The 18,494-nt window shown below is 57.2% G+C and carries 16 protein-coding genes and 1 pseudogene; 8 read left to right on the forward strand and 9 right to left on the reverse strand.

Annotated features, from left to right (window positions below; all coding sequences use genetic code 11):
• Positions 1 to 13: 13 nt before the first annotated feature.
• The 6 genes and pseudogenes from ACFQUU_RS11890 (at position 14) to ACFQUU_RS11915 (ending at position 7,893) form a co-directional block, all read left to right on the forward strand.
• On the forward strand, positions 14 to 679 hold the full coding sequence (locus ACFQUU_RS11890) for a type 4a pilus biogenesis protein PilO (protein WP_382247268.1): 666 nt from the start codon (positions 14 to 16) through the stop codon (positions 677 to 679).
• On the forward strand, positions 676 to 1,218 hold the full coding sequence (locus ACFQUU_RS11895) for a pilus assembly protein PilP (protein WP_382247270.1): 543 nt from the start codon (positions 676 to 678) through the stop codon (positions 1,216 to 1,218). Before ACFQUU_RS11890 ends, ACFQUU_RS11895 begins: the two co-directional genes overlap by 4 nt.
• Entirely contained in the window at positions 1,215 to 3,386 is a 2,172-nt protein-coding gene (gene pilQ / locus ACFQUU_RS11900; RefSeq protein WP_382247272.1) for a type IV pilus secretin PilQ, read from the forward strand. Before ACFQUU_RS11895 ends, pilQ begins: the two co-directional genes overlap by 4 nt.
• 41 nt (positions 3,387 to 3,427) lie before the next feature.
• Positions 3,428 to 4,987, forward strand: coding sequence for a hypothetical protein (locus ACFQUU_RS11905; protein ID WP_382247274.1), 1,560 nt, complete (start codon positions 3,428 to 3,430; stop codon positions 4,985 to 4,987).
• Between the two features lie 59 nt (positions 4,988 to 5,046).
• Positions 5,047 to 6,757 (forward strand): annotated as a pseudogene (gene aroKB, locus ACFQUU_RS11910) (bifunctional shikimate kinase/3-dehydroquinate synthase AroKB).
• Positions 6,754 to 7,893 carry a deoxyguanosinetriphosphate triphosphohydrolase gene (locus ACFQUU_RS11915; protein WP_382247276.1) on the forward strand — a complete coding sequence of 380 codons (1,140 nt, stop codon included), beginning with the start codon at positions 6,754 to 6,756 and terminating at the stop codon, positions 7,891 to 7,893. The pseudogene aroKB and the gene ACFQUU_RS11915 overlap by 4 nt, the downstream one beginning before the upstream one ends.
• A 60-nt stretch (positions 7,894 to 7,953) precedes the next feature.
• On the opposite strand, the gene ACFQUU_RS11920 is transcribed toward ACFQUU_RS11915, so the two are convergent.
• The 8 genes from ACFQUU_RS11920 to ACFQUU_RS11955 all read right to left on the reverse strand — a co-directional run bounded on the left by ACFQUU_RS11920 (position 7,954) and on the right by ACFQUU_RS11955 (position 14,685).
• Positions 7,954 to 9,042 (reverse strand): enoyl-CoA hydratase/isomerase family protein, encoded by a 1,089-nt coding sequence (locus ACFQUU_RS11920; RefSeq protein WP_382247278.1) that lies wholly within the window; start codon positions 9,040 to 9,042, stop codon positions 7,954 to 7,956.
• Between the two features lie 213 nt (positions 9,043 to 9,255).
• Positions 9,256 to 9,609, reverse strand: coding sequence for a ribosome hibernation-promoting factor, HPF/YfiA family (gene hpf, locus ACFQUU_RS11925; protein WP_382247280.1), 354 nt, complete (start codon positions 9,607 to 9,609; stop codon positions 9,256 to 9,258).
• A gap of 103 nt (positions 9,610 to 9,712) precedes the next feature.
• Positions 9,713 to 11,194: an RNA polymerase factor sigma-54 gene (locus tag ACFQUU_RS11930; protein WP_382247282.1), complete on the reverse strand. Its 1,482-nt coding sequence runs from the start codon at positions 11,192 to 11,194 to the stop codon at positions 9,713 to 9,715.
• A gap of 17 nt (positions 11,195 to 11,211) precedes the next feature.
• Complete coding sequence (gene lptB / locus ACFQUU_RS11935; protein WP_382247284.1) at positions 11,212 to 11,952, reverse strand: LPS export ABC transporter ATP-binding protein; 741 nt, start codon at positions 11,950 to 11,952, stop codon at positions 11,212 to 11,214.
• Between the two features lies 1 nt (position 11,953).
• Positions 11,954 to 12,502, reverse strand: coding sequence for a lipopolysaccharide transport periplasmic protein LptA (gene lptA, locus ACFQUU_RS11940; protein WP_382247286.1), 549 nt, complete (start codon positions 12,500 to 12,502; stop codon positions 11,954 to 11,956).
• Between the two features lie 37 nt (positions 12,503 to 12,539).
• Complete coding sequence (gene lptC / locus ACFQUU_RS11945; protein WP_382247288.1) at positions 12,540 to 13,133, reverse strand: LPS export ABC transporter periplasmic protein LptC; 594 nt, start codon at positions 13,131 to 13,133, stop codon at positions 12,540 to 12,542.
• Complete coding sequence (locus tag ACFQUU_RS11950; RefSeq protein ID WP_382247290.1) at positions 13,130 to 13,657, reverse strand: KdsC family phosphatase; 528 nt, start codon at positions 13,655 to 13,657, stop codon at positions 13,130 to 13,132. The genes lptC and ACFQUU_RS11950 overlap by 4 nt, the downstream gene beginning before the upstream one ends.
• Positions 13,657 to 14,685 carry an SIS domain-containing protein gene (locus ACFQUU_RS11955; protein WP_382247292.1) on the reverse strand — a complete coding sequence of 343 codons (1,029 nt, stop codon included), beginning with the start codon at positions 14,683 to 14,685 and terminating at the stop codon, positions 13,657 to 13,659. Before ACFQUU_RS11955 ends, ACFQUU_RS11950 begins: the two co-directional genes overlap by 1 nt.
• A 294-nt stretch (positions 14,686 to 14,979) precedes the next feature.
• Here ACFQUU_RS11955 and ACFQUU_RS11960 point away from each other — a divergent pair, with 294 nt between their 5' ends.
• Both ACFQUU_RS11960 and ACFQUU_RS11965 read left to right on the forward strand, forming a co-directional pair.
• The gene (locus ACFQUU_RS11960; protein ID WP_382247294.1) at positions 14,980 to 16,965 is read left to right on the forward strand and encodes a cation:proton antiporter; all 1,986 of its coding nucleotides are present in this window, start codon (positions 14,980 to 14,982) and stop codon (positions 16,963 to 16,965) included.
• A 169-nt stretch (positions 16,966 to 17,134) separates the two neighbouring features.
• Positions 17,135 to 18,049 carry an AEC family transporter gene (locus tag ACFQUU_RS11965; RefSeq protein WP_382247296.1) on the forward strand — a complete coding sequence of 305 codons (915 nt, stop codon included), beginning with the start codon at positions 17,135 to 17,137 and terminating at the stop codon, positions 18,047 to 18,049.
• A 24-nt stretch (positions 18,050 to 18,073) separates the two neighbouring features.
• On the opposite strand, the gene ACFQUU_RS11970 is transcribed toward ACFQUU_RS11965, so the two are convergent.
• On the reverse strand, positions 18,074 to 18,352 hold the full coding sequence (locus ACFQUU_RS11970) for an acylphosphatase (protein ID WP_382247298.1): 279 nt from the start codon (positions 18,350 to 18,352) through the stop codon (positions 18,074 to 18,076).
• Between the last annotated feature and the right edge of the window lie 142 nt (positions 18,353 to 18,494).

Genomic DNA, 18,494 nt, shown 5'->3' on the forward strand with positions numbered 1-18,494 from the left:
GGAAGGATGCACGATGGCAGATCTGAAAAAAATTGGGGATTCGGTTGCGGCGCAGTTCCGCGGCTTGAATGGCCGGCATCCCGGCCAGTGGCCGATCATTCCACGTCTTCTGTGCGGACTCGGGACGCTTGTCGGCGTCGTGATCGTCGGGTGGTTCCTTTACCTGAACGGGCAAATGGAAGAACTCGATCAGGGAGCGCAGGAAGAAGTGAAGCTGCGCGACGCCTACAAGATCAAGGTACAGCAAGCGATCAATCTGGAAGGCTTGCGCAAGCAAAAGGAGCAAGTCGGCGAATACGTTGCCACACTTGAAAAGCAATTGCCGAGCAAGGCGGAAATGGATGCGCTGCTGTCCGACATCAATCAGGCAGGTCTCGGCCGTGGCTTGCAGTTCGAACTGTTCAAGCCCGGACAAGTGCTGGTGAAAGATTACTATGCTGAACTGCCGATCGATATCAAGGTGACCGGTAACTACCATGACGTCGGTGCCTTCACCAGCGACATCGCCAATCTTCCGCGTATCGTCACCCTGAACAACATGAGCCTCAATGCCGGCAAGGATGGCGTACTGACGCTGGAAGCAGTCGCCAAGACATTCCGCTACCTCGACCGTGAAGAAGTCGATGCACAGCGCAAGGCCGCCGCCGCTAAAGCCAAAGGGAAGGGAGCGAAGAAATGACCAGCATTCGCACCATCTCGCGCATCGCCGCACTCGTCACAATGGCCGGCCTCGCCGGTTGTGGTGACGGCGGCGTGCAGGAAGTCAAGCAGTGGATGGATGAAGTCCGCAGACAGACTCCCGTGACGATACAAAAGCTGCCTGCGCCGAAGACGTTCACACCTTTCGTTTATAGCGGCAAGGACGAGCCTGATCCCTACAGTCCAGCCAAACTCTCGGCCGCGCTGGCCAAGCTCCAGGTCAATGCGGCCAGTACCATCAAGCCGGACCTGGACCGCCGCAAGGAACCCTTGGAGAACCATCCGCTGGATATCATCAAGATGGTCGGCACGCTGGAAAAGCCAGGCTTGAATTACGCGCTGCTTCAGGTCGAAAAATCCGTCTTTCAAGTCAAGGTTGGAAATTACATTGGTCAGAACTTCGGCATGATTACCAAAATCACCGAATCGGAAGTGGAGTTGAAAGAAATCGTGCGCGACGCAGCCGGCGAATGGACAGAGCGCAAAGCCAAGTTAGAGTTGCAGGAGAATAACAAATGAACGTAGCAAAAATACACCCTGATGGCTTGAGCAGCTTTGCCCGTGGCGCGTTGAAGCGGTGTGCACTCCTGGTCATCGCCGTACATGCGAGCCTCGCGTTTGCTCAGGAAAACGCCATTGAATCGATCAATGCGAACCAGCAAGGATCGAATGTGATCGTCAAGGTCACGCTCAAGAATCCGCTGACAAAACCGCCGATTGGTTTTTCGATTACCAGTCCATCGCGCATTGCGCTCGACTTTGCCGGCACCGCGAATGCCACCGGCAAGACGACGCAGGACATCGGGCTTGGCGACGTGCGTAACGTTTCGGTTGTCCAGGCTGGCGAACGCTCGCGCCTGGTGTTTAATCTCTTGCGTCCGCTGAACTACGCGACAGCCGTGGAAGGCAATACGGTTGTCGTCACGATTGATGGATCAGGCGGCATCGCCACACCAGTCAGCGCTTCCGGCACCCCGGTTGCCCGTACCGCTACTGCCACAGTCGGCAAACAGGCGCTGAAGGATATCGATTTCCGTCGCGGCGCCAACGGCGAAGGTCGCGTTGTCATCGACCTGCCGGGCAGCCAGGTGGGTGTCGACGTGCGCCAGCAAGGCCAATCCATCGTTATCGATTTCCAGAAGGCGAGCCTGCCGGAAGTCTTGCGGCGTCGCCTCGATGTAGCCGACTTCGGCACACCAGTACAGACCATCACGACCACGCCGCAAGGTGAAAACGTGCGGATGGTGATCGAGCCGAAGGGTTTGTGGGAACATAGCGCTTACCAGAGCGATACCCAGCTTGTGGTTGAAGTCAAGCCGATCAAAGAAGATCCGAACAAACTGGTCCAGGGTACGCAAGGTTACCGTGGTGAGCGACTGTCGTTGAATTTCCAGAACGTTGAAGTGCGCGCGGTGCTGCAAGTGATCGCCGACTTTACAGGCCTGAACATCATCACCAGCGATACCGTGAGCGGCAACCTGACGCTGCGTCTGAAGGATGTGCCCTGGGATCAGGCGCTCGACATCGTGATGCAGGCCAAAGGCCTCGATATGCGCAAGAACGGTTCGGTGCTGTGGATCGCGCCCAAGGACGAATTGCTGACCAAGGAAAAGCTCGAGCTCGAACAGAAAGCCCAGATTGCCGATTTGGAGCCGCTGAAGACCGAAACTTTCCAACTTAATTACCAAAAGGCGGAATCATTCAAGCTGGTCTTCGGCATCGACAGCGGGACTGACGCCAAGAAAACCATCCTGTCGAAGCGCGGCAGCGCGGTCATCGATCCGCGTACTAACCAGCTGTTTGTGACCGATATCCCATCCAAACTGGAAGAAATTCGCAAGCTGGTGCAAAAGACCGACGTCGCGTCCAAACAAGTGCTGATCGAAGCACGTATCGTTGAAGCAGACGACAAGTTCAGTCGTAACCTGGGCGCGAAGCTTGGATTTTCTGACCTGCGCGGTATTCGTGGCGGCGATGCGGGTTACCAGTTATCCGGTAATACCCGGGCCTCACTGACAGGTAACTATCTGGGTGTCGGGGAGCAGACTGGACAGGCTGCCATTACCGATCAAAGTTATATCCCGAATACCCAGTTCATCAACCTGCCGGCCGCCAGCATCAACGGCGCTAATCCAGGCAGCCTCGCGATCAGTCTTTTCTCGGCTGCCGCAAACCGGTTCCTGAATCTTGAACTGTCCGCACTGGAAGCCGATGGCAAGGGGAAGATTATTTCCAGCCCCCGCGTTGTCACGGCAGACCAGCTCAAGGCGCTGATCGAGCAGGGCACCGAGTTGCCGTATCAGGTGGCCACGTCGAGTGGCGCAACATCGATCGCGTTCCGCAAGGCCAACCTCAAGCTTGAGGTCACACCGCAAATTACGCCGGATGGAAATATCATCCTGGACGTTGACGTCAACAAGGACAGCGTCGGTGTCGAGACCCGCTCCGGCTTTGCAATCGATACCAAGCACGTCAAAACACAGGTGCTGGTCGAGAATGGCGGTACGGTGGTGTTGGGCGGTATTTTCCAGCAGGTTGAACGCAACACCGACACCAAGGTGCCATTGTTCGGTGATATTCCTGTCGTCGGTAACCTGTTCAAGAGTACCGCAAGGACAAGCGACAAGACGGAACTGCTTATTTTCATCACACCCAAGGTCGTCGCAGAACGCATCTCGGGACGCTAATTATTATTAAAAACAGAACAGGGAAGAACATGGGAGTCACAATGAAGAACCACATCATCAAGTATGTCATGCTGATGTTGTACGGCATTTGCACGACATTGCTTGTCGCCTGCGGCGGCGGCGGCGGATCTCCGGGCAACACCGGCTTTGGCGGTGGTGGCGGCACCGCCGGTGGATCGGGTTCCTCCACGACGACTGGCAAGATCGCTGTGGTGCTGACCGATAGTGCAGGCGCCGCCAGCAACTCGGTGAGCGGCTCCAATGCCCTGACCGCCAAGGCAACAGTGACAACTGACACCGGCGTCCCGGTCAAGAATACGATGGTCACGTTTACCGTCAGCAGCACCATTGCAGTCATGTCACCGGAAACCGGTACTGCGCTGACCGACGACAAAGGTGTTGCACAAATCAGTATCAAAGCCTCCGGCAGCGGTACCGGCGCTGCAGAAGTGACTGCCAAGGCAACGGTCGGAACGGCGGAAGTGACTGCTAAAGCAGCGTTCTCGGTAGGTGCATCGGCAACAGCGACACCGACAGCCATGAATTTCGTGTCCGCGGTACCGACTGATAACTCGATCGTTATTCAGGGTTCCGGCGGTAGCGGCCGTACCGAAGTTGCCTTGCTGACGTTTAAGGTCGTGGATAGCTCCAATAGCGGCGTGCCGAACGTTGCCGTCAATTTTTCGACGCAAAGCAGCAATCCGGTCAGCCTGGTTGCCTCTTCCGGCAAGACCGATGTCAGCGGCAATGTCACCGTTGCAGTGAACTCCGGAACCCAGCCGACGACCGTTCGTGTTATCGCAACCGTTCAAGGCACAACGATCAGCGCAATTTCGGATACCGTAACAGTAACGACAGGCCAACCGACGCAAGCTGCATTTTCGCTCAGCCTGCAAAAGTATTACGTCGAAGGCTGGGCACATGACAATACCCAAAATACTGTCACAGTGTTGCTTGCCGATGCGTTTGGCGCAGCGGTGGCTAACGGCACACAAGTGGTCTTTACTACCGACAGCGGCGCCATTGTCGGCGACGGTGGTGCGCGCTGCCTTACTACAAACGGCGGATGTACCGTTACATGGCGCAGCCAGAATCCGAGGACAAGCAATGGTGTCGTAACGGTTGTGGCAACGGCAACGAACGGAACGGCCAACCTGTCGACCAGCAAACGATTCTTTAACAGCGGCTCGGCTGCAAACGTCTATCAGGTCTCACCAGGTTCCAAGCAAGGCGCGTCGACACGCATCGGTGCTGCAAATACCGGCGTTAATCTCAACTTTGCAGCCAGCTGCGATCCGCAAACGATCGTTGTGGAAATCGTGGATGAGAACGGCAACCCGATGCCTGAAGGAACTACCATCGCCGGTGCTGACGCCAAGAACGCCAGCCTGACCGCATTCCCGTCCACGGTCTCGCTGGGCATCGTTCCAATTGAATCCGCCACACGCGGAACCGTGCATAATGTCACCGTTACGCCGGCGGGTTGTGAGGTTGCGGGGACAAAGTCGAAGACTGGCTCAATCCTGATCAACGTACAGACCCCTCTTGGCGGATCGACCGCTGCATTCCTGATCAACCTCGGTACATTTGCCGGGAACTGATCAATGGCTGCCCGGGCCGGTCCGCACCGGCCCGGGTAAGCAATATTGCAAATGACTTAATGCCAAGAAACATTTTTTTAGTTGGGCTCATGGGGGCAGGCAAGACCACAGTCGGCCGCGCCCTGGCCAGACGACTCAACAAGCGGTTCATCGATTCGGACCATGAGATAGAGGCGCGTACCGGCGCCTCTATTCCTTTGATCTTCGAAATCGAGGGCGAGGCCAGTTTTCGCCATCGCGAGTCCGACGTCATCCGCGACCTCACGGCGCTCGAGGACATCGTCCTGGCGACCGGGGGCGGTGCCGTCCTGAAGCCGGAAAACCGCGAATACCTGAAGTCCCGCGGTACGGTGATCTACCTGCGTGCCAGCGTCAGCAGCATCTTGCAACGTACCAGCCACGACAAGAACCGTCCTTTGCTGCGGACCGCCGACCCCAAGGCGAAGATCGAGCAGCTGGCGCGCGAACGCGAGCCTTTGTACCTTGAGCTTGCGGACTTCGTAGTGGAAACCGGGCGTCCTAACGTACAATCTCTTGTACAAACGATCATTGCCCAGCTTGAGCTGGCCGAGAAGGCACAGTCGGTACAGCCGAACCAATCGACTGAGCCAACCGAGCCGACTCAATCGGGCGATGCACAGCCGGACTCACCCACTTAAGATTTTTGCCATGATGCAGCATGCTATGACGATTACCCTGGAAGTCGATCTGGGTGACCGCAGTTATCCGATCACTATCGGCCGTGACCTCCTTTCCGATATCGAGCTGGTCGGTCGCCATGCGGCCGGCAGGCGGGTTGCCATCGTCACCAACACCATCGTTGCGCCCTTGTACCTTGAGCGTGTGGTCAACTCGTTCAAAGCCGCCGGCAAACTGGTGACCACGGTCATCCTGCCGGATGGCGAGGAAGAGAAAAACTGGGCAAGCCTGATGAAGGTGTTTGATGTCCTGCTGGCCGAAAAATGCGATCGCAAGACCACGCTGGTAGCGTTGGGCGGCGGCGTGATCGGTGACCTGACCGGATTTGCCGCTGCATCGTACATGCGGGGTGTGCCGTTTATCCAGATTCCCACCACCTTGCTGTCGCAGGTGGATTCCTCGGTTGGCGGCAAAACCGGAATCAATCATCCGCTCGGTAAGAACATGATCGGCGCGTTCTACCAGCCACAGGCCGTCATCGCCGATACTGGCACGCTCAATACCTTGCCCGCCCGCGAATTGTCGGCCGGACTGGCAGAGGTGATCAAGCATGGCGCAATCATCGATCCGCCATTTTTCGACTGGATCGAAGCCAATATCGGCAGACTGGTGGAAAAAGACCCGACAGCACTGGCCTATGCCATCCAGCGCTCCTGTGAAATCAAGGCCGATGTGGTGCGCCAGGATGAGCGCGAAGGTGGCTTGCGCGCGATCCTCAATTTCGGCCATACCTTTGGCCATGCGATCGAATCCGGCCTCGGCTACGGCCAGTGGTTGCATGGCGAGGCGGTTGGCTGCGGGATGGTGATGGCTGCCGATTTGTCGCAGCGCCTCGGTTTCATCGATGGCGCCACCAGGGATCGGATTGCCGCGCTGGTGAAGGCAGCCGGGTTGCCAGTGACGGCACCTGACCTCGGCAAGGAGCGCTGGCTCGATCTGATGGAAGTCGACAAGAAAAACGAAGGCGGCCAGATCAAGTTCATTCTACTTAAGCCGATGGGCACGTCGGTCATCATGCCGGTGCCGCAAGATGCCCTGCTAGCCACGTTGCAGGCCTGTACCCAGCAATGAACTACGAAGCCCACCTCGCGCCTTATGCCGCACGATCTGAGGCATCGCGAGGGCGGCGCTTCAGTGAGCCAGCCCCTGCGTCGCGCACCGAATTCCAGCGCGATCGCGACCGCATCATTCATTCCACCGCATTCCGGCGACTGGAATACAAGACCCAGGTTTTCGTCAATCATGAAGGCGACCTGTTCCGCACCCGTCTTACGCACAGTATTGAAGTCGCGCAGATTGGGCGCTCCATCGCACGCAATCTGCGCCTGAACGAGGATCTGGTCGAAGCGATCTCATTGGCACATGATCTCGGGCATACGCCGTTCGGCCATGCCGGACAGGACGCGCTCAACGAGTGCATGCAAGCCTTTGGCGGGTTCGAACATAACTTGCAAAGCCTGCGGGTGGTGGATGAGCTGGAAGAGCATTACGGCGCCTTCAACGGCCTGAATCTGATGTTTGAAACCCGGGAGGGCGTGCTCAAGCATTGTTCATTGTCCAATGCCCGCAAGCTGGGCGAAATCGGCCAGCGTTTCATCGACAAGAAGCAACCGACACTGGAAGCGCAACTGGCCAATCTCGCGGATGAGATCGCGTATAACAATCATGACATTGACGATGGCTTGCGATCAGGCCTGCTGACTACCGCGCAATTGGATGACGTGGATTTTTATGCGCGGCATCGGCGCGAGGTCGAGTCCGCTTATCCGGGAATTACCGGTCGCCGCGCGATTCATGAAACGATACGGCGGATGATCAATGCGCTTATCGTGGATCTGACCGTGGCATCGCAGGCACGTATCGATCAAACTGGCGTGCGGACGGTCGAGGATGTGCGCAGTGCGTCAGCAATGATTACCTTTTCGGACACGATGAACCAGGAAGCTGTGGACCTCAAGCGCTTCCTGCGGTCCAACCTGTATCACCATTACCAGGTCAATCGGATGACCAGCAAGGCGCGACGCATCGTGCGCGAATTATTCAATGCCTTCATGGAAGAGCCGCGCCTGCTGCCGCCGGACTATCAGGTGATGGAACCGGGCAGGGAACAGGCGCAGGCGCGCAAGGTGGCGGACTATATTGCCGGCATGACCGATCGCTATGCGATGCGGGAGCACCGGCGACTGTTTACGGTTGGTGAAATCTGAGCCATTGAGGTGTTACCACTGCAGTCCCGGTCGGATCGCCGTGAAAAGACGTAGGTCAGTTCAGGACAAATCCCGTAAAGGGTGCGCATGTGCGGGCCATGCCGGTTCGAAGAAGCGTTCCACCATGCTGTCTGACACTTCCTCGATCGAAGCGGGATGCCACTTTGGCGCGTTGTCCTTATCGATCACGACCGATCGGATTCCTTCGAGGACTTCGCCATTTTCAAAACTGCGCCGCACCATCGTGCGTTCCATGCGCAGGCAATCGGCGACGCTCATGTTAACACCACGCCGCAACTGCGACAGCGTCACGCACATCATCAACGGCGAACGTTTCTGCACGACGGCCAGCGTCTTCTGCGCAAACTCGTTGTTATCACCTGCAAGCGATGCGGCAATTGCGCTTACACGATCATGAGCAAAATGCCGGTCAATCGCCGCCCGTTGTGCCGCGAGTCGGCTCGACGAAGATGCGGCCTGCGCCTTGAATGGCGCCGCGAATTCCGCGACAGCGTCGCGCACATCCGACGAGGTCGACGCCAGCATGGCGAGCAGCGCAGGCAACTCGGTGGATGGTACAAACACATCGGCCAGTTCCGCATACAAGGCATCCGCAGCGCCGATGATTTCGCCGGTTACGCCGAGATAGGTTCCCAGCTGCCCCGGTACGCGTGACAGGAAATAACCGCCGCCGACATCCGGAAACAAGCCGATATTCACTTCCGGCATCGCCATCTTCGTGCGTTCGGTGACAATACGTATCCGGTTCGATTCACCGCCTTGCGCGACACCCATGCCACCACCCATGACGATGCCATCCATCAGTGCAATATACGGCTTGGGGTAAAAGTGGATGAGGTGGTTAAGCGCGTATTCCTCGGTAAAAAAGTCTTCCAGCAATGCGCTTCCGCGCAGCGGTGTCGTGCTGCCCGCTTCATGGAAAAAACGGATATCGCCACCGGCACAAAACGCCCTGTCGCTGCTGCTGTGAATCAGCACGGCGCGCACATTGGCGTCATTGCGCCAGGCGAGCAACGCCGTCGTGATGGCGCGCACCATGTCGAGAGAAAGGGAGTTCAGCGCCTTGGGGCGGTCCAATGTGATGATGCCGATATGGTTGGTAATGGTGGTGCGGACAAATTCAGTCATGGGAATGAAAGCGGAGAGCCGTGAATGGAAACGTTTTATTTTATCGACTATGCGGGGAGGCCGTCAGTCGCTGCGCCGACAGTCGATTCAGCAGCATGCGGAAAAAGACGCGACTTCATGTTGCCCGGCGGGTTGGGATTGGTATAAAGCTGCAGAAACCAAAAAGGGCGCCTCTGGCGCCCTTCATTGCGTTTCCGGATTATCCGGCGTGGATCAACTCTCTTCAGTGGTTGATGTTTCCGGCATGCGTTTTATCGCTTCACACTGATGATCCTGTATTTTTGCCTTGTATTTGAGTACCTGGCGGTCGAGCTTGTCGATCAGCGTATCAATTGCCGCGTACAGGTCGTGGGCAAAACTTTCCACATGTATGACGTTACCTCTCAAGCGCAGATTGACTTCGGCACGTTGCCGCTTATCTTTTTCAGAGGGCTTTTCAACCCCGAGGATGACTGCAATATCAATGACATGATCGAAATGTCGAATAATCCTGTCCAGTTTGTTTTGGACGTATTCGCGAATGGCAGGTGTCAATTCCAGATGATGTCCACTGATTATGAGGTTCATACAGCGCTCCTATGGCTGGCGTCGCTGGAGGTTCGCAAACGTGCCCCGAAAAGCGTAGGTGGGTGGGCTACGCTGGAACACAGCAACATCACTACAACAAAAACTACAGGGATTTGCGCAGATTGACTGGAGGGATTTTCAGGGCTTCGCGATATTTTGCGACCGTACGTCGTGCTACAACCATGCCCTGTTCCCCCAACATATCTGCAATTTTGCTGTCAGAAAATGGATTCTTGGGGTCTTCTGCTCCTATCAATTGTTTGATGAGGGCGCGGATCGCGGTCGAAGAAGCTTCTCCCCCTGCTTCTGTCGCGACATGGCTACCGAAGAAGTACTTCAACTCAAACATGCCGTGGGGGGTCAGCATGTACTTTTGAGTTGTTACCCGAGAGATAGTGCTCTCGTGTAAACCTAGTGTATCAGCTATTTCACGCAAGACAAGGGGGCGCATGGCGACCGCACCATGCGAGAAAAAGTTCCGCTGGCGGTCAACAATTGCCTGTGCAACACGCAGGATGGTATCGAAGCGCTGCCGCATATTCTTGATCAGCCACTTGGCTTCCTGCAGTTGTGACGAAAGTGATCCCTCACCCTTGTTCTGCTTGAGGATGTTGGCATACAAGGCGTTGACGCGCAGCCGGGGCATCACATCGTGGTTGAGCATGACTTGCCAGCCGTTTTTTGTTTTTTTCACGATCACGTCGGGGACGACATAATCGGAGGCATCCGACGCGTACAGTGCACCGGGATGCGGATTGCATTGCTTGATCACGTACTGCGCTTCGCGCAAGTCTTCGTCGTCGCAATCGAGCGCCTTCTTCAGTTTGTTGAAGTCTCGCTGAGCAAACAAGGGCAGGTAGTTTTCGACGATTTCCAGTGCGCGGCGACGTGTCACCATCGGTACCTTGGGAAAACGGCGGATCTGGATCGACAGGCATTCCGATGCATTGCGCGCACCGACGCCGGCCGGCTCGAAACTCTGCAGCATCTTGAGCGCCACATTGAGGTCATCGAGATCGATCTCGAGTTCCGCCGGCAGCCGAGCATGGATTTCTTCCAGTGACTCGTCGAGATAGCCATTGTCGTTGAGGGCATCGATGATCAGCTCGACCAGGGCACGATCACGCGGTTCGCGCACGGTCAGGCGCATCTGCTCCAGCAGGTGTTCGCGCAGGGTGGTCTCGTGGGCTTCCAGCTGCGGTCGGGCGTCGTCATCTTCCGGAGCCTTGGAAGTGCGTGCAACGTCGTCGAAGCTCCAGTCGTTGTCCGACGCATTGGAATTTTCGCCTGATTCCCCGCCTTCAAAGCTGCCTTCTGGTTCATCACGACTGGGCGTCGAAGCATCAGCCGCGGGCGCTTCGGAACTGCTGGCCGATGGCGGCGCACTGATGGCGCCATCGGCCAGCAGCCGTACCGAATGGTCGAGCGGATCGTCAACACGCTCCAGCATCGGATTGTCGGAAAGGATTTGTTCCAGCTCCTGATGCAGCTCGAGCGTCGACAGCTGCAACAAGCGGATCGATTGTTGCAGCTGCGGTGTCAGCGCGAGATGTTGCGATACGCGAAGTTGGAGAGTCTGTTTCATGCCTGTCTGTTTCTTCCCTACATCCGGAAGTGTTCGCCGAGATACACGCGGCGCACGGATTCGTTGGCAATAATGTCGTCTGGACGTCCGCTTGCGAGGACCGAGCCTTGATTAATAATATAAGCCCGATCGCAAATGCCCAGCGTTTCCCGTACGTTGTGGTCGGTGATCAGCACACCGATGCCACGTTCCTTCAAAAAGCGCACAATGCGCTGAATTTCAATCACCGCGATCGGATCGACGCCGGCGAACGGTTCATCCAGCAGCACGAAGCGCGGATTGGTTGCCAGCGCCCGTGCAATCTCGACGCGTCGCCGCTCGCCACCCGACAGCGACAAAGCCTGGTTTTCGCGCAGTCGTTCGATCTGCAGGTCCGACAACAGTCTGCCGAGGCGCTTGTCGATCTCGGCCTTCGGCAAGGGTTTGTCGTCGACCCGCTGCAATTCCAGCACGGCGCGGATATTGTCTTCTACCGTCAGCTTGCGAAATACCGATGCCTCCTGCGGCAGGTAGGACAAGCCCAGCGTCGCGCGCCGGTGAATCGGCATGCGCGAGATGGCGACGCCGTCCAGGTCGATCTCGCCTGCATCCGACGGCACCAGTCCCACGATCATGTAAAACGAAGTGGTCTTGCCGGCACCGTTCGGCCCCAGCAGGCCGACCACTTCGCCGCTTTCCACCTGCAGCGATACATCATGCACCACCTGACGGGTGCCATAACTCTTTTGCAAGCCGCGGACGACCAATGTGCTTGCCATGCTACTTATCCTTCGATTCCGTGCGCGGCTGTATCACCGCTTTGATCCGTCCGCCACCGGGCTTGGTTTCCCCGGTCGGCGTGTTGTTGACCGTAAAGAATTCCGCGCGGCTGTCATAGGAAATAAACTCGCCTTCCACTTCATCGGTCGCCTTCTTTCCCTCCAGCCGGCGCATTTTCGCTTTCGAGAACAGTTTGACGATTTCCGTCTTGCCGTTGTACTCGATACGTTCCGCCTGTCCTTCCACCCACTGGTCCGAGCCGCCATCCCGCTTCTGACGAAACGTCGCCAGGCCGCCCGGCGGCGCCAGCAGGGTTGCGTACTGATACCCTGCCGGATCCTGCGTCACGGTCAGCTTGTACGCCTTCATGATTAGCGTGCCACGTGTCAGGACTACATTGCCGGTAAAAGTGTTGATCTGTTTGACGTCGTCATAGGCCATCTGATCGGCTTCAACGTTTGTCGGCTTCTCGGAATCCGCTTTTTCCGCGTGCACACCGCCTGCGGCGATCGCACCCAGTAACAAAAACAACCAAAAAAACCGTTTCATCAAAAATCCCGAGAGAGAAGCATCACGTTATATCGAATTAGCGCTGCGGAGCTTGATAAGTGCCATGAACATTGTTCGCCAGGTGCAGTTCGCGTGTCGCGTTGTTTGCAACCATGCCAGTGCCTGTGAGCACTGACTGGCCAAGATGGATTTCCACCGGCTTGTCCGTCTTGACGATATCGTCGTCAGGCAGCACCAGCAGATATTGCGAGCGGACCTTCATCGCTTCCGAGTTCCCGCTAGCCGGCCGGTCCACCCGGACGTTGTCGTACATATGGATTTTGCTGTTGTCACTGTTAACTGTTGCCCTCTCGGCGCGGATGGTCGTCGGCGGGCTGTTGCTACGGTCTCCGGTGCCAACGTTGTTGACGACAGGCAGTTCGATATCATACGAGTCGTCGAGCGGGTTATGGGTCATCTTTGCACCCGAAAAGTGGTATTGCGCCTTGCCGGTCTTGGTCAGCTTGACGTAATTGAATTTTTCCACGTAAAAATCAGGTTCGGTACGTTTTGCGGTCGGAATCACTTCATTGGTGGCTCGCCGCATCACTTCAAACAGCCAGAAGCTGCCCAGCGCCAGCGCCACCAAGGGTGCCAGGATGGCAACCAGCCGAAAGCGTCGGCCATTCATGCAAGATACGGCGCCAGCGCCGCCTCATAGTTACCCTGCGCACGCAGGATGAAATCGCATAGTTCGCGCGCAGCGCCACGGCCACCATGTGCTCGGGTCACATAATGTACGCGCGATTGCACTTCCGGATGTCCGTTCGGCACGCTGGCGGCGAAACCAACCCGCAACAGGATGGGCAGGTCGATCACATCGTCGCCAATGAAACCGCACACCTCGGCGGCATGGCCGGTTTGCACCAGCAGTTGCTCGAAGGCGGTTCGCTTATCATGCACGCCTTGAAACAGGTGCTGGATGCCAAGGTCTGCCGCGCGCCTCGCTACCAGTGCCGACTTGCGCGCGCTGATAATCGCCGTAGCGACCCCCGATTGCTGCAGCAGCTTGATGCCATGGCCGTCGAGCACGTTAAAGGTCTTGATCAGTTCGCCGTCGGCACCATAGTGCAGGCTGCCGTCGGTCAGGATGCCGTCGACATCGAAAATCATCAGCCGTACGCGCGCCGCGCGAGTCACCGTATCGTCCTGCATCAGATCACCTTGGCACGGGTCAGATCGTGAATATGCAATGCGCCGACCAATTTGCCCGCGTCATCGGCGACCAGCAGCTGGTTGATGCGGAAGCTTTCCATCACCTCGACCGCCTCGACCGCGAGTTGATTCGGATTGACGGTGCGTGGATTGGCGTGCATCACGTCCGCCATCGTCAGCTTGCCGAGGTCCTGGCCAGCTTCGATCAGGCGTCGCAAGTCACCATCGGTGAAAATGCCGATCGCGCGCTGCTGTTCGTCCACGATGGCAGTCATCGCCATGCCCTTCCTGGTGATTTCCAACAGGGCGGCAGTTAAAGGGATATTGGCGGGGACACTGGGTACCGCGTCGCCGCTACGCATCACATCGCGCACATAGGTCAGCAGTCGGCGTCCGAGGGCGCCGCCAGGATGGGAGCGCGCAAAGTCTTCTTCACGGAAACCGCGGGCATCGAGCAGTGCAACCGCGAGCGCATCGCCCAGTGCCAGCGTCGCGGTGGTGCTGGTCGTCGGTGCCAGGTTCAGCGGACAGGCCTCTTTGTCCACATGTGCATTCATATGCACATCAGCCAACTGCGCCAAGCGGGAGTCCGGATTACCGGTAATGGCAATCAGCTTCGCGCCCATACGCTTGATGATAGGAATGATGGCAATGAATTCGGCCGCTTCGCCAGAATAGGAAATGGCAATCACGACGTCGTTGTCGGTAATCATTCCCAAGTCGCCATGCAGAGCTTCGGCGGCATGCACGAACAGCGCGGGTGTGCCGGTGGAGGCCAGCGTCGCCGCGATTTTGCGGGCGATATGTCCCGACTTGCCGATACCGGAAACAACCACGCGTCCGGTGCACTGCAGCAACAAACTGACTGCAGTGATAAAGCTGTCGGATCTATCTTCGGACAGGCGCGCTTTCAGGGCCAATAGGGCGTCAGCTTCTATCTGCAGCGTCTCTTGCGCGAGTTCGAGCGCGCGGGCTGCAGTTTTCGCATCAAAAGCTTTCGACAGGGTTTTTGCATCGGTTACACTCATGCCGGAAGTATAAACGAATTAGTAAAGCAAAAATTCTGCCAGTCCAAACAAAAAATGCGGTTTTGAGGATGCTCAAGCGAACTTGCATGAGGCCGTTTCCAGGTGAACAATCACTTATCGCCGCAATGCAAGCCTCTGTTGAACACATGGCAACGTGAGCGGTCTTTCTTCCTCCCGATAGATGGCAAGTTTCCTGAGTCCTGAATGAGTAATGCAATGCGCGACGCCGGGTACTGGCCGCCTCGGCAACCGCAAGAGCTTTTATCCTGAACAATCCATAACAAGACAAGACGAATGTTTTCGGCCCTAGAACTGACCCTCATCCTCCTTTGCGCTGCAGTAATGGGAGTGGTTGCCTTTCGCATGTTGCACTTGCCGCCCATGCTTGGCTATCTGATGGTGGGCATCGTGATCGGCCCCCACGGCTGGGGGCTCGCCAATGAAAACGCCACCACGCATACGCTGGCTGAATTTGGCGTGGTATTCCTGATGTTTTCCATCGGCCTTGAATTTTCGCTGCCTAAGTTGGTCTCTATGCGGCGCACCGTGTTCGGGCTAGGCATGGCGCAGGTACTGCTCACGATCGGCGCGACCATGATGTTCGGATGGCTGATGTCGCGGCTGCTACCGCAGCTTATCGATATCAGCTGGCGCGCGGCCTTTGCCCTCGGCGGTGCGCTCGCGATGTCGTCGACGGCAATTGTTTCCAAGATGCTGACCGAACGTCTGGAACTGGAGTCTGAACATGGCCGGCAGATCTTCAGCATCCTGCTGTTCCAGGATCTGGCGGTGGTGCCGCTGCTCATTCTTGTTCCCGCATTGGCGAGCAATACCGGTGACCTGATGGCCACGTTGACGCTGGCGGTGATGAAGGCCGTCATCGTGCTCGTGCTGCTGCTGATCATCGGCCAGAAATTGATGCGCGGCTGGTTCCATATCGTGGTGAAACGGCGTTCGCAGGAATTGTTCATGCTGAACCTGTTGTTCATCACACTGGGCGCTGCATGGATCACCGAAAAGGCTGGCCTCTCACTCGCGCTGGGTGCATTCGTGGCGGGCATGCTGATTTCCGAAACCGAATACAAGCATCAGGTGGAGGAGGACATCAAGCCTTTCCGCGACGTGCTGCTGGGACTGTTTTTCATCACCGTGGGCATGCTGCTCAATATCAAGCTGGTACTTGAAAACTGGTGGCTGGTCTTACTGTTGTTGACCGCTCCGGTGCTGCTCAAGTTTGCATTGATCGCCGCCCTTGCCAAGTTGACCGGGGTGTCGACCGGTGTTGCACTGCGAACCGGACTTGGATTGGCACAGGCAGGTGAGTTTGGCTTCGTGCTACTCAACCAGGCCGGCGGCCTGCAGCTGATGGATCCTCTCGTCATTCAGCTGATTCTGGCATCGATGGTGCTGTCGATGCTGACCGCACCTTTCATCATTGCCAAGTCCGATGCGATTGTGCTCAAGCTGTCAGCCAATGAATGGATGATGCAATCGCTGGCGCTGACGCAGATTGCGACGCGCACCATGACCACGCAAAAACACGTGCTCATCGCCGGCTTTGGCCGTAGCGGACAAAGCCTGGCGAAGCTGCTTGAAGAAGAGGGCATTGCTTATCATGCACTCGACCTCGATCCTGATCGCGTGCGTGAAGCGCAAGCGGCCGGCGCCAACGTGTCCTACGGCGACGCATCGCGGCGTGAAAGCCTGGTTGCCGCCGGTATCCATCGCGCCGCCGCGCTGGTAGTTACCTACGCAAGCACGCCGTCGGCATTGAAGGTCTTGCACTTTGCGCATGAACTGGCCCCTGAATTGCCGGTCATTGTGCGCAGTCACGACGACAGCGATCTCGACAAGTTGCGCGAAGCCGGGGCCGCCGAAGTCGTACCGGAAGCCATTGAAGGCAGCCTGATGCTGGCCTCGCATGCGCTCGTGATGCTTGGCGTACCGCTACGCCGTGTCGTGCATCGCGTGCAGGCGGCTCGCGACGAACGGTACACATCGCTGCGCGGGTATTTTCACGGCGCGAGTGATGCGCACGATGACGACGAGCATATGCATGTGAGACTGCACTCGGTTACGCTATCCGAAGGCGCGAGGGCAATCGGCAAGGCGCTTGGCGCACTCAAACTGGCCGAAGCCGGTGCTGAAGTCACCATCCTTCGCCGTGGTAAAAGCCGTCTCGACGTCAAGCCAGACACCGTGCTCAACGCAGGTGACATCGTTGTCTTGCGTGGCACTACCGATGGTGTCGCGCGGGCCGAAGAACGCTTGCTAAAGTAGCGCGCCGCAGTTGTTGAGGTAAAGTCTGCAGCGCTGCAGGGCAGCATAGCCTTTGCATCTCTCATCCTTGATGCCGCGGAAACTACCAGCTTTCGCCGGAATTTATCTCTGGAAAACGCGATCTGCCAAGTCTCGTTAAAATGCAGGGATAGCTCTTCGAAAGATTTCCATGCAAGTGTTCGAGCGCATTCTCGGCATCATTCTCCCGGTTTTCATCATCATCGCGGTCGGTTACGGATATGCACGGCTTCGCGGCGAACGTGTCAGATCCGACATGGGTTCGGTCAACCGGGTCAGCATGGATGTGTTGTGCCCGCTGCTGGTTTTTACGGCACTTGCCGCGAAGGACTTCGACCTCGTCAACAACAGCATGCTGATCTTTGCCGGCGTGCTGATCTCGCTCGGTTCCGGCCTTGTCGCCTGGCCGGTCGCTCGCATGCTCGGCTACGATGTGCGCAGCTTCGTGCCACCGATGATGTACAACAATTGCGGCAACATGGGACTGCCGCTCGCGGTGCTGGCCTTTGGCACATCCGGACTGCCGGCGGCGGTCGCGCTCTTCATGGCGTGCAATCTGATCTACTTTTCTGTCGGTATCAAAATTATCGAAAGCGGGCGCAGTTACCACACACCATTCTGGAAATTTTTGGTCAGTCCGATGATGCTGGCAATGGCGGTCGGCATGGTCTTTGCCATCTTCCATATCACGCTGCCGACACCATTGATGCAGGCGCTGAAGATGCTTGGCGATGCGTGCATCCCCATCATGCTGTTTGCGCTGGGGGTGCGTATGCTGGACGTGAATTTCAAGAGCTGGCACATCGGCTTGATGGGGGCGATCGTGTGCCCCGTGGGTGGCCTGGTAGTGGCCTGGTTGCTGGATCAGGTGCTGCACCTGGATCCGATGCAGCGTGGTCAGATGTTCCTGTTTGCCGCATTGCCGCCGGCCGTATTCTGCTTCATGGTGGCGGAACAGTACAAGCAGGAACCGGACAAGGTAGCGTCCATTGTCTTGCTGGGCAATCTGGCCGCGCTGGCGTTTGTACCGGTAGGGTTGTGGATGGGGTTGCCCGCCGCCTCATAAGCGCGTAACAAGGCGTGAAGCAGGTCAGGCGGTAGGCAGGACCTCGAAGCGTCCGGAGTGCGGGGGAGGACTGTCGACAATGCTCACGTGGACGTCTGTTACGCGCGCAAGTGAAGGGCCGTGCCGCGACCAGGCAATGATGTTCTCAATCGCTTCAGCGGGACCGTCGACCAAGGCTTCGACCGAACCATCTCGCCGGTTACGGACCCAGCCTGACAGGTTCAGGCGTCGGGCTTCGGCGTCGAAAGACGCTCGGTACCCGACCCCCTGGACGATTCCGGTAATGCGCAGATGGGTTGCCATTGCCGCTCCGTCATGTGCCTTATATCAATCCCAACCCATAACGCAACATGAAATCGCGTCTTTTTCTACCTGCCTGCGTTGCACTCGTCGTCAATAGCCCGCTATTGACTCCTCCTGCGCCTTGCCAGTCGAAAAATTCCAT

This window comes from Herbaspirillum sp. GCM10030257 (genome assembly GCF_042666555.1).
Taxonomy (GTDB): Bacteria; Pseudomonadota; Gammaproteobacteria; order Burkholderiales; family Burkholderiaceae_D; genus Noviherbaspirillum.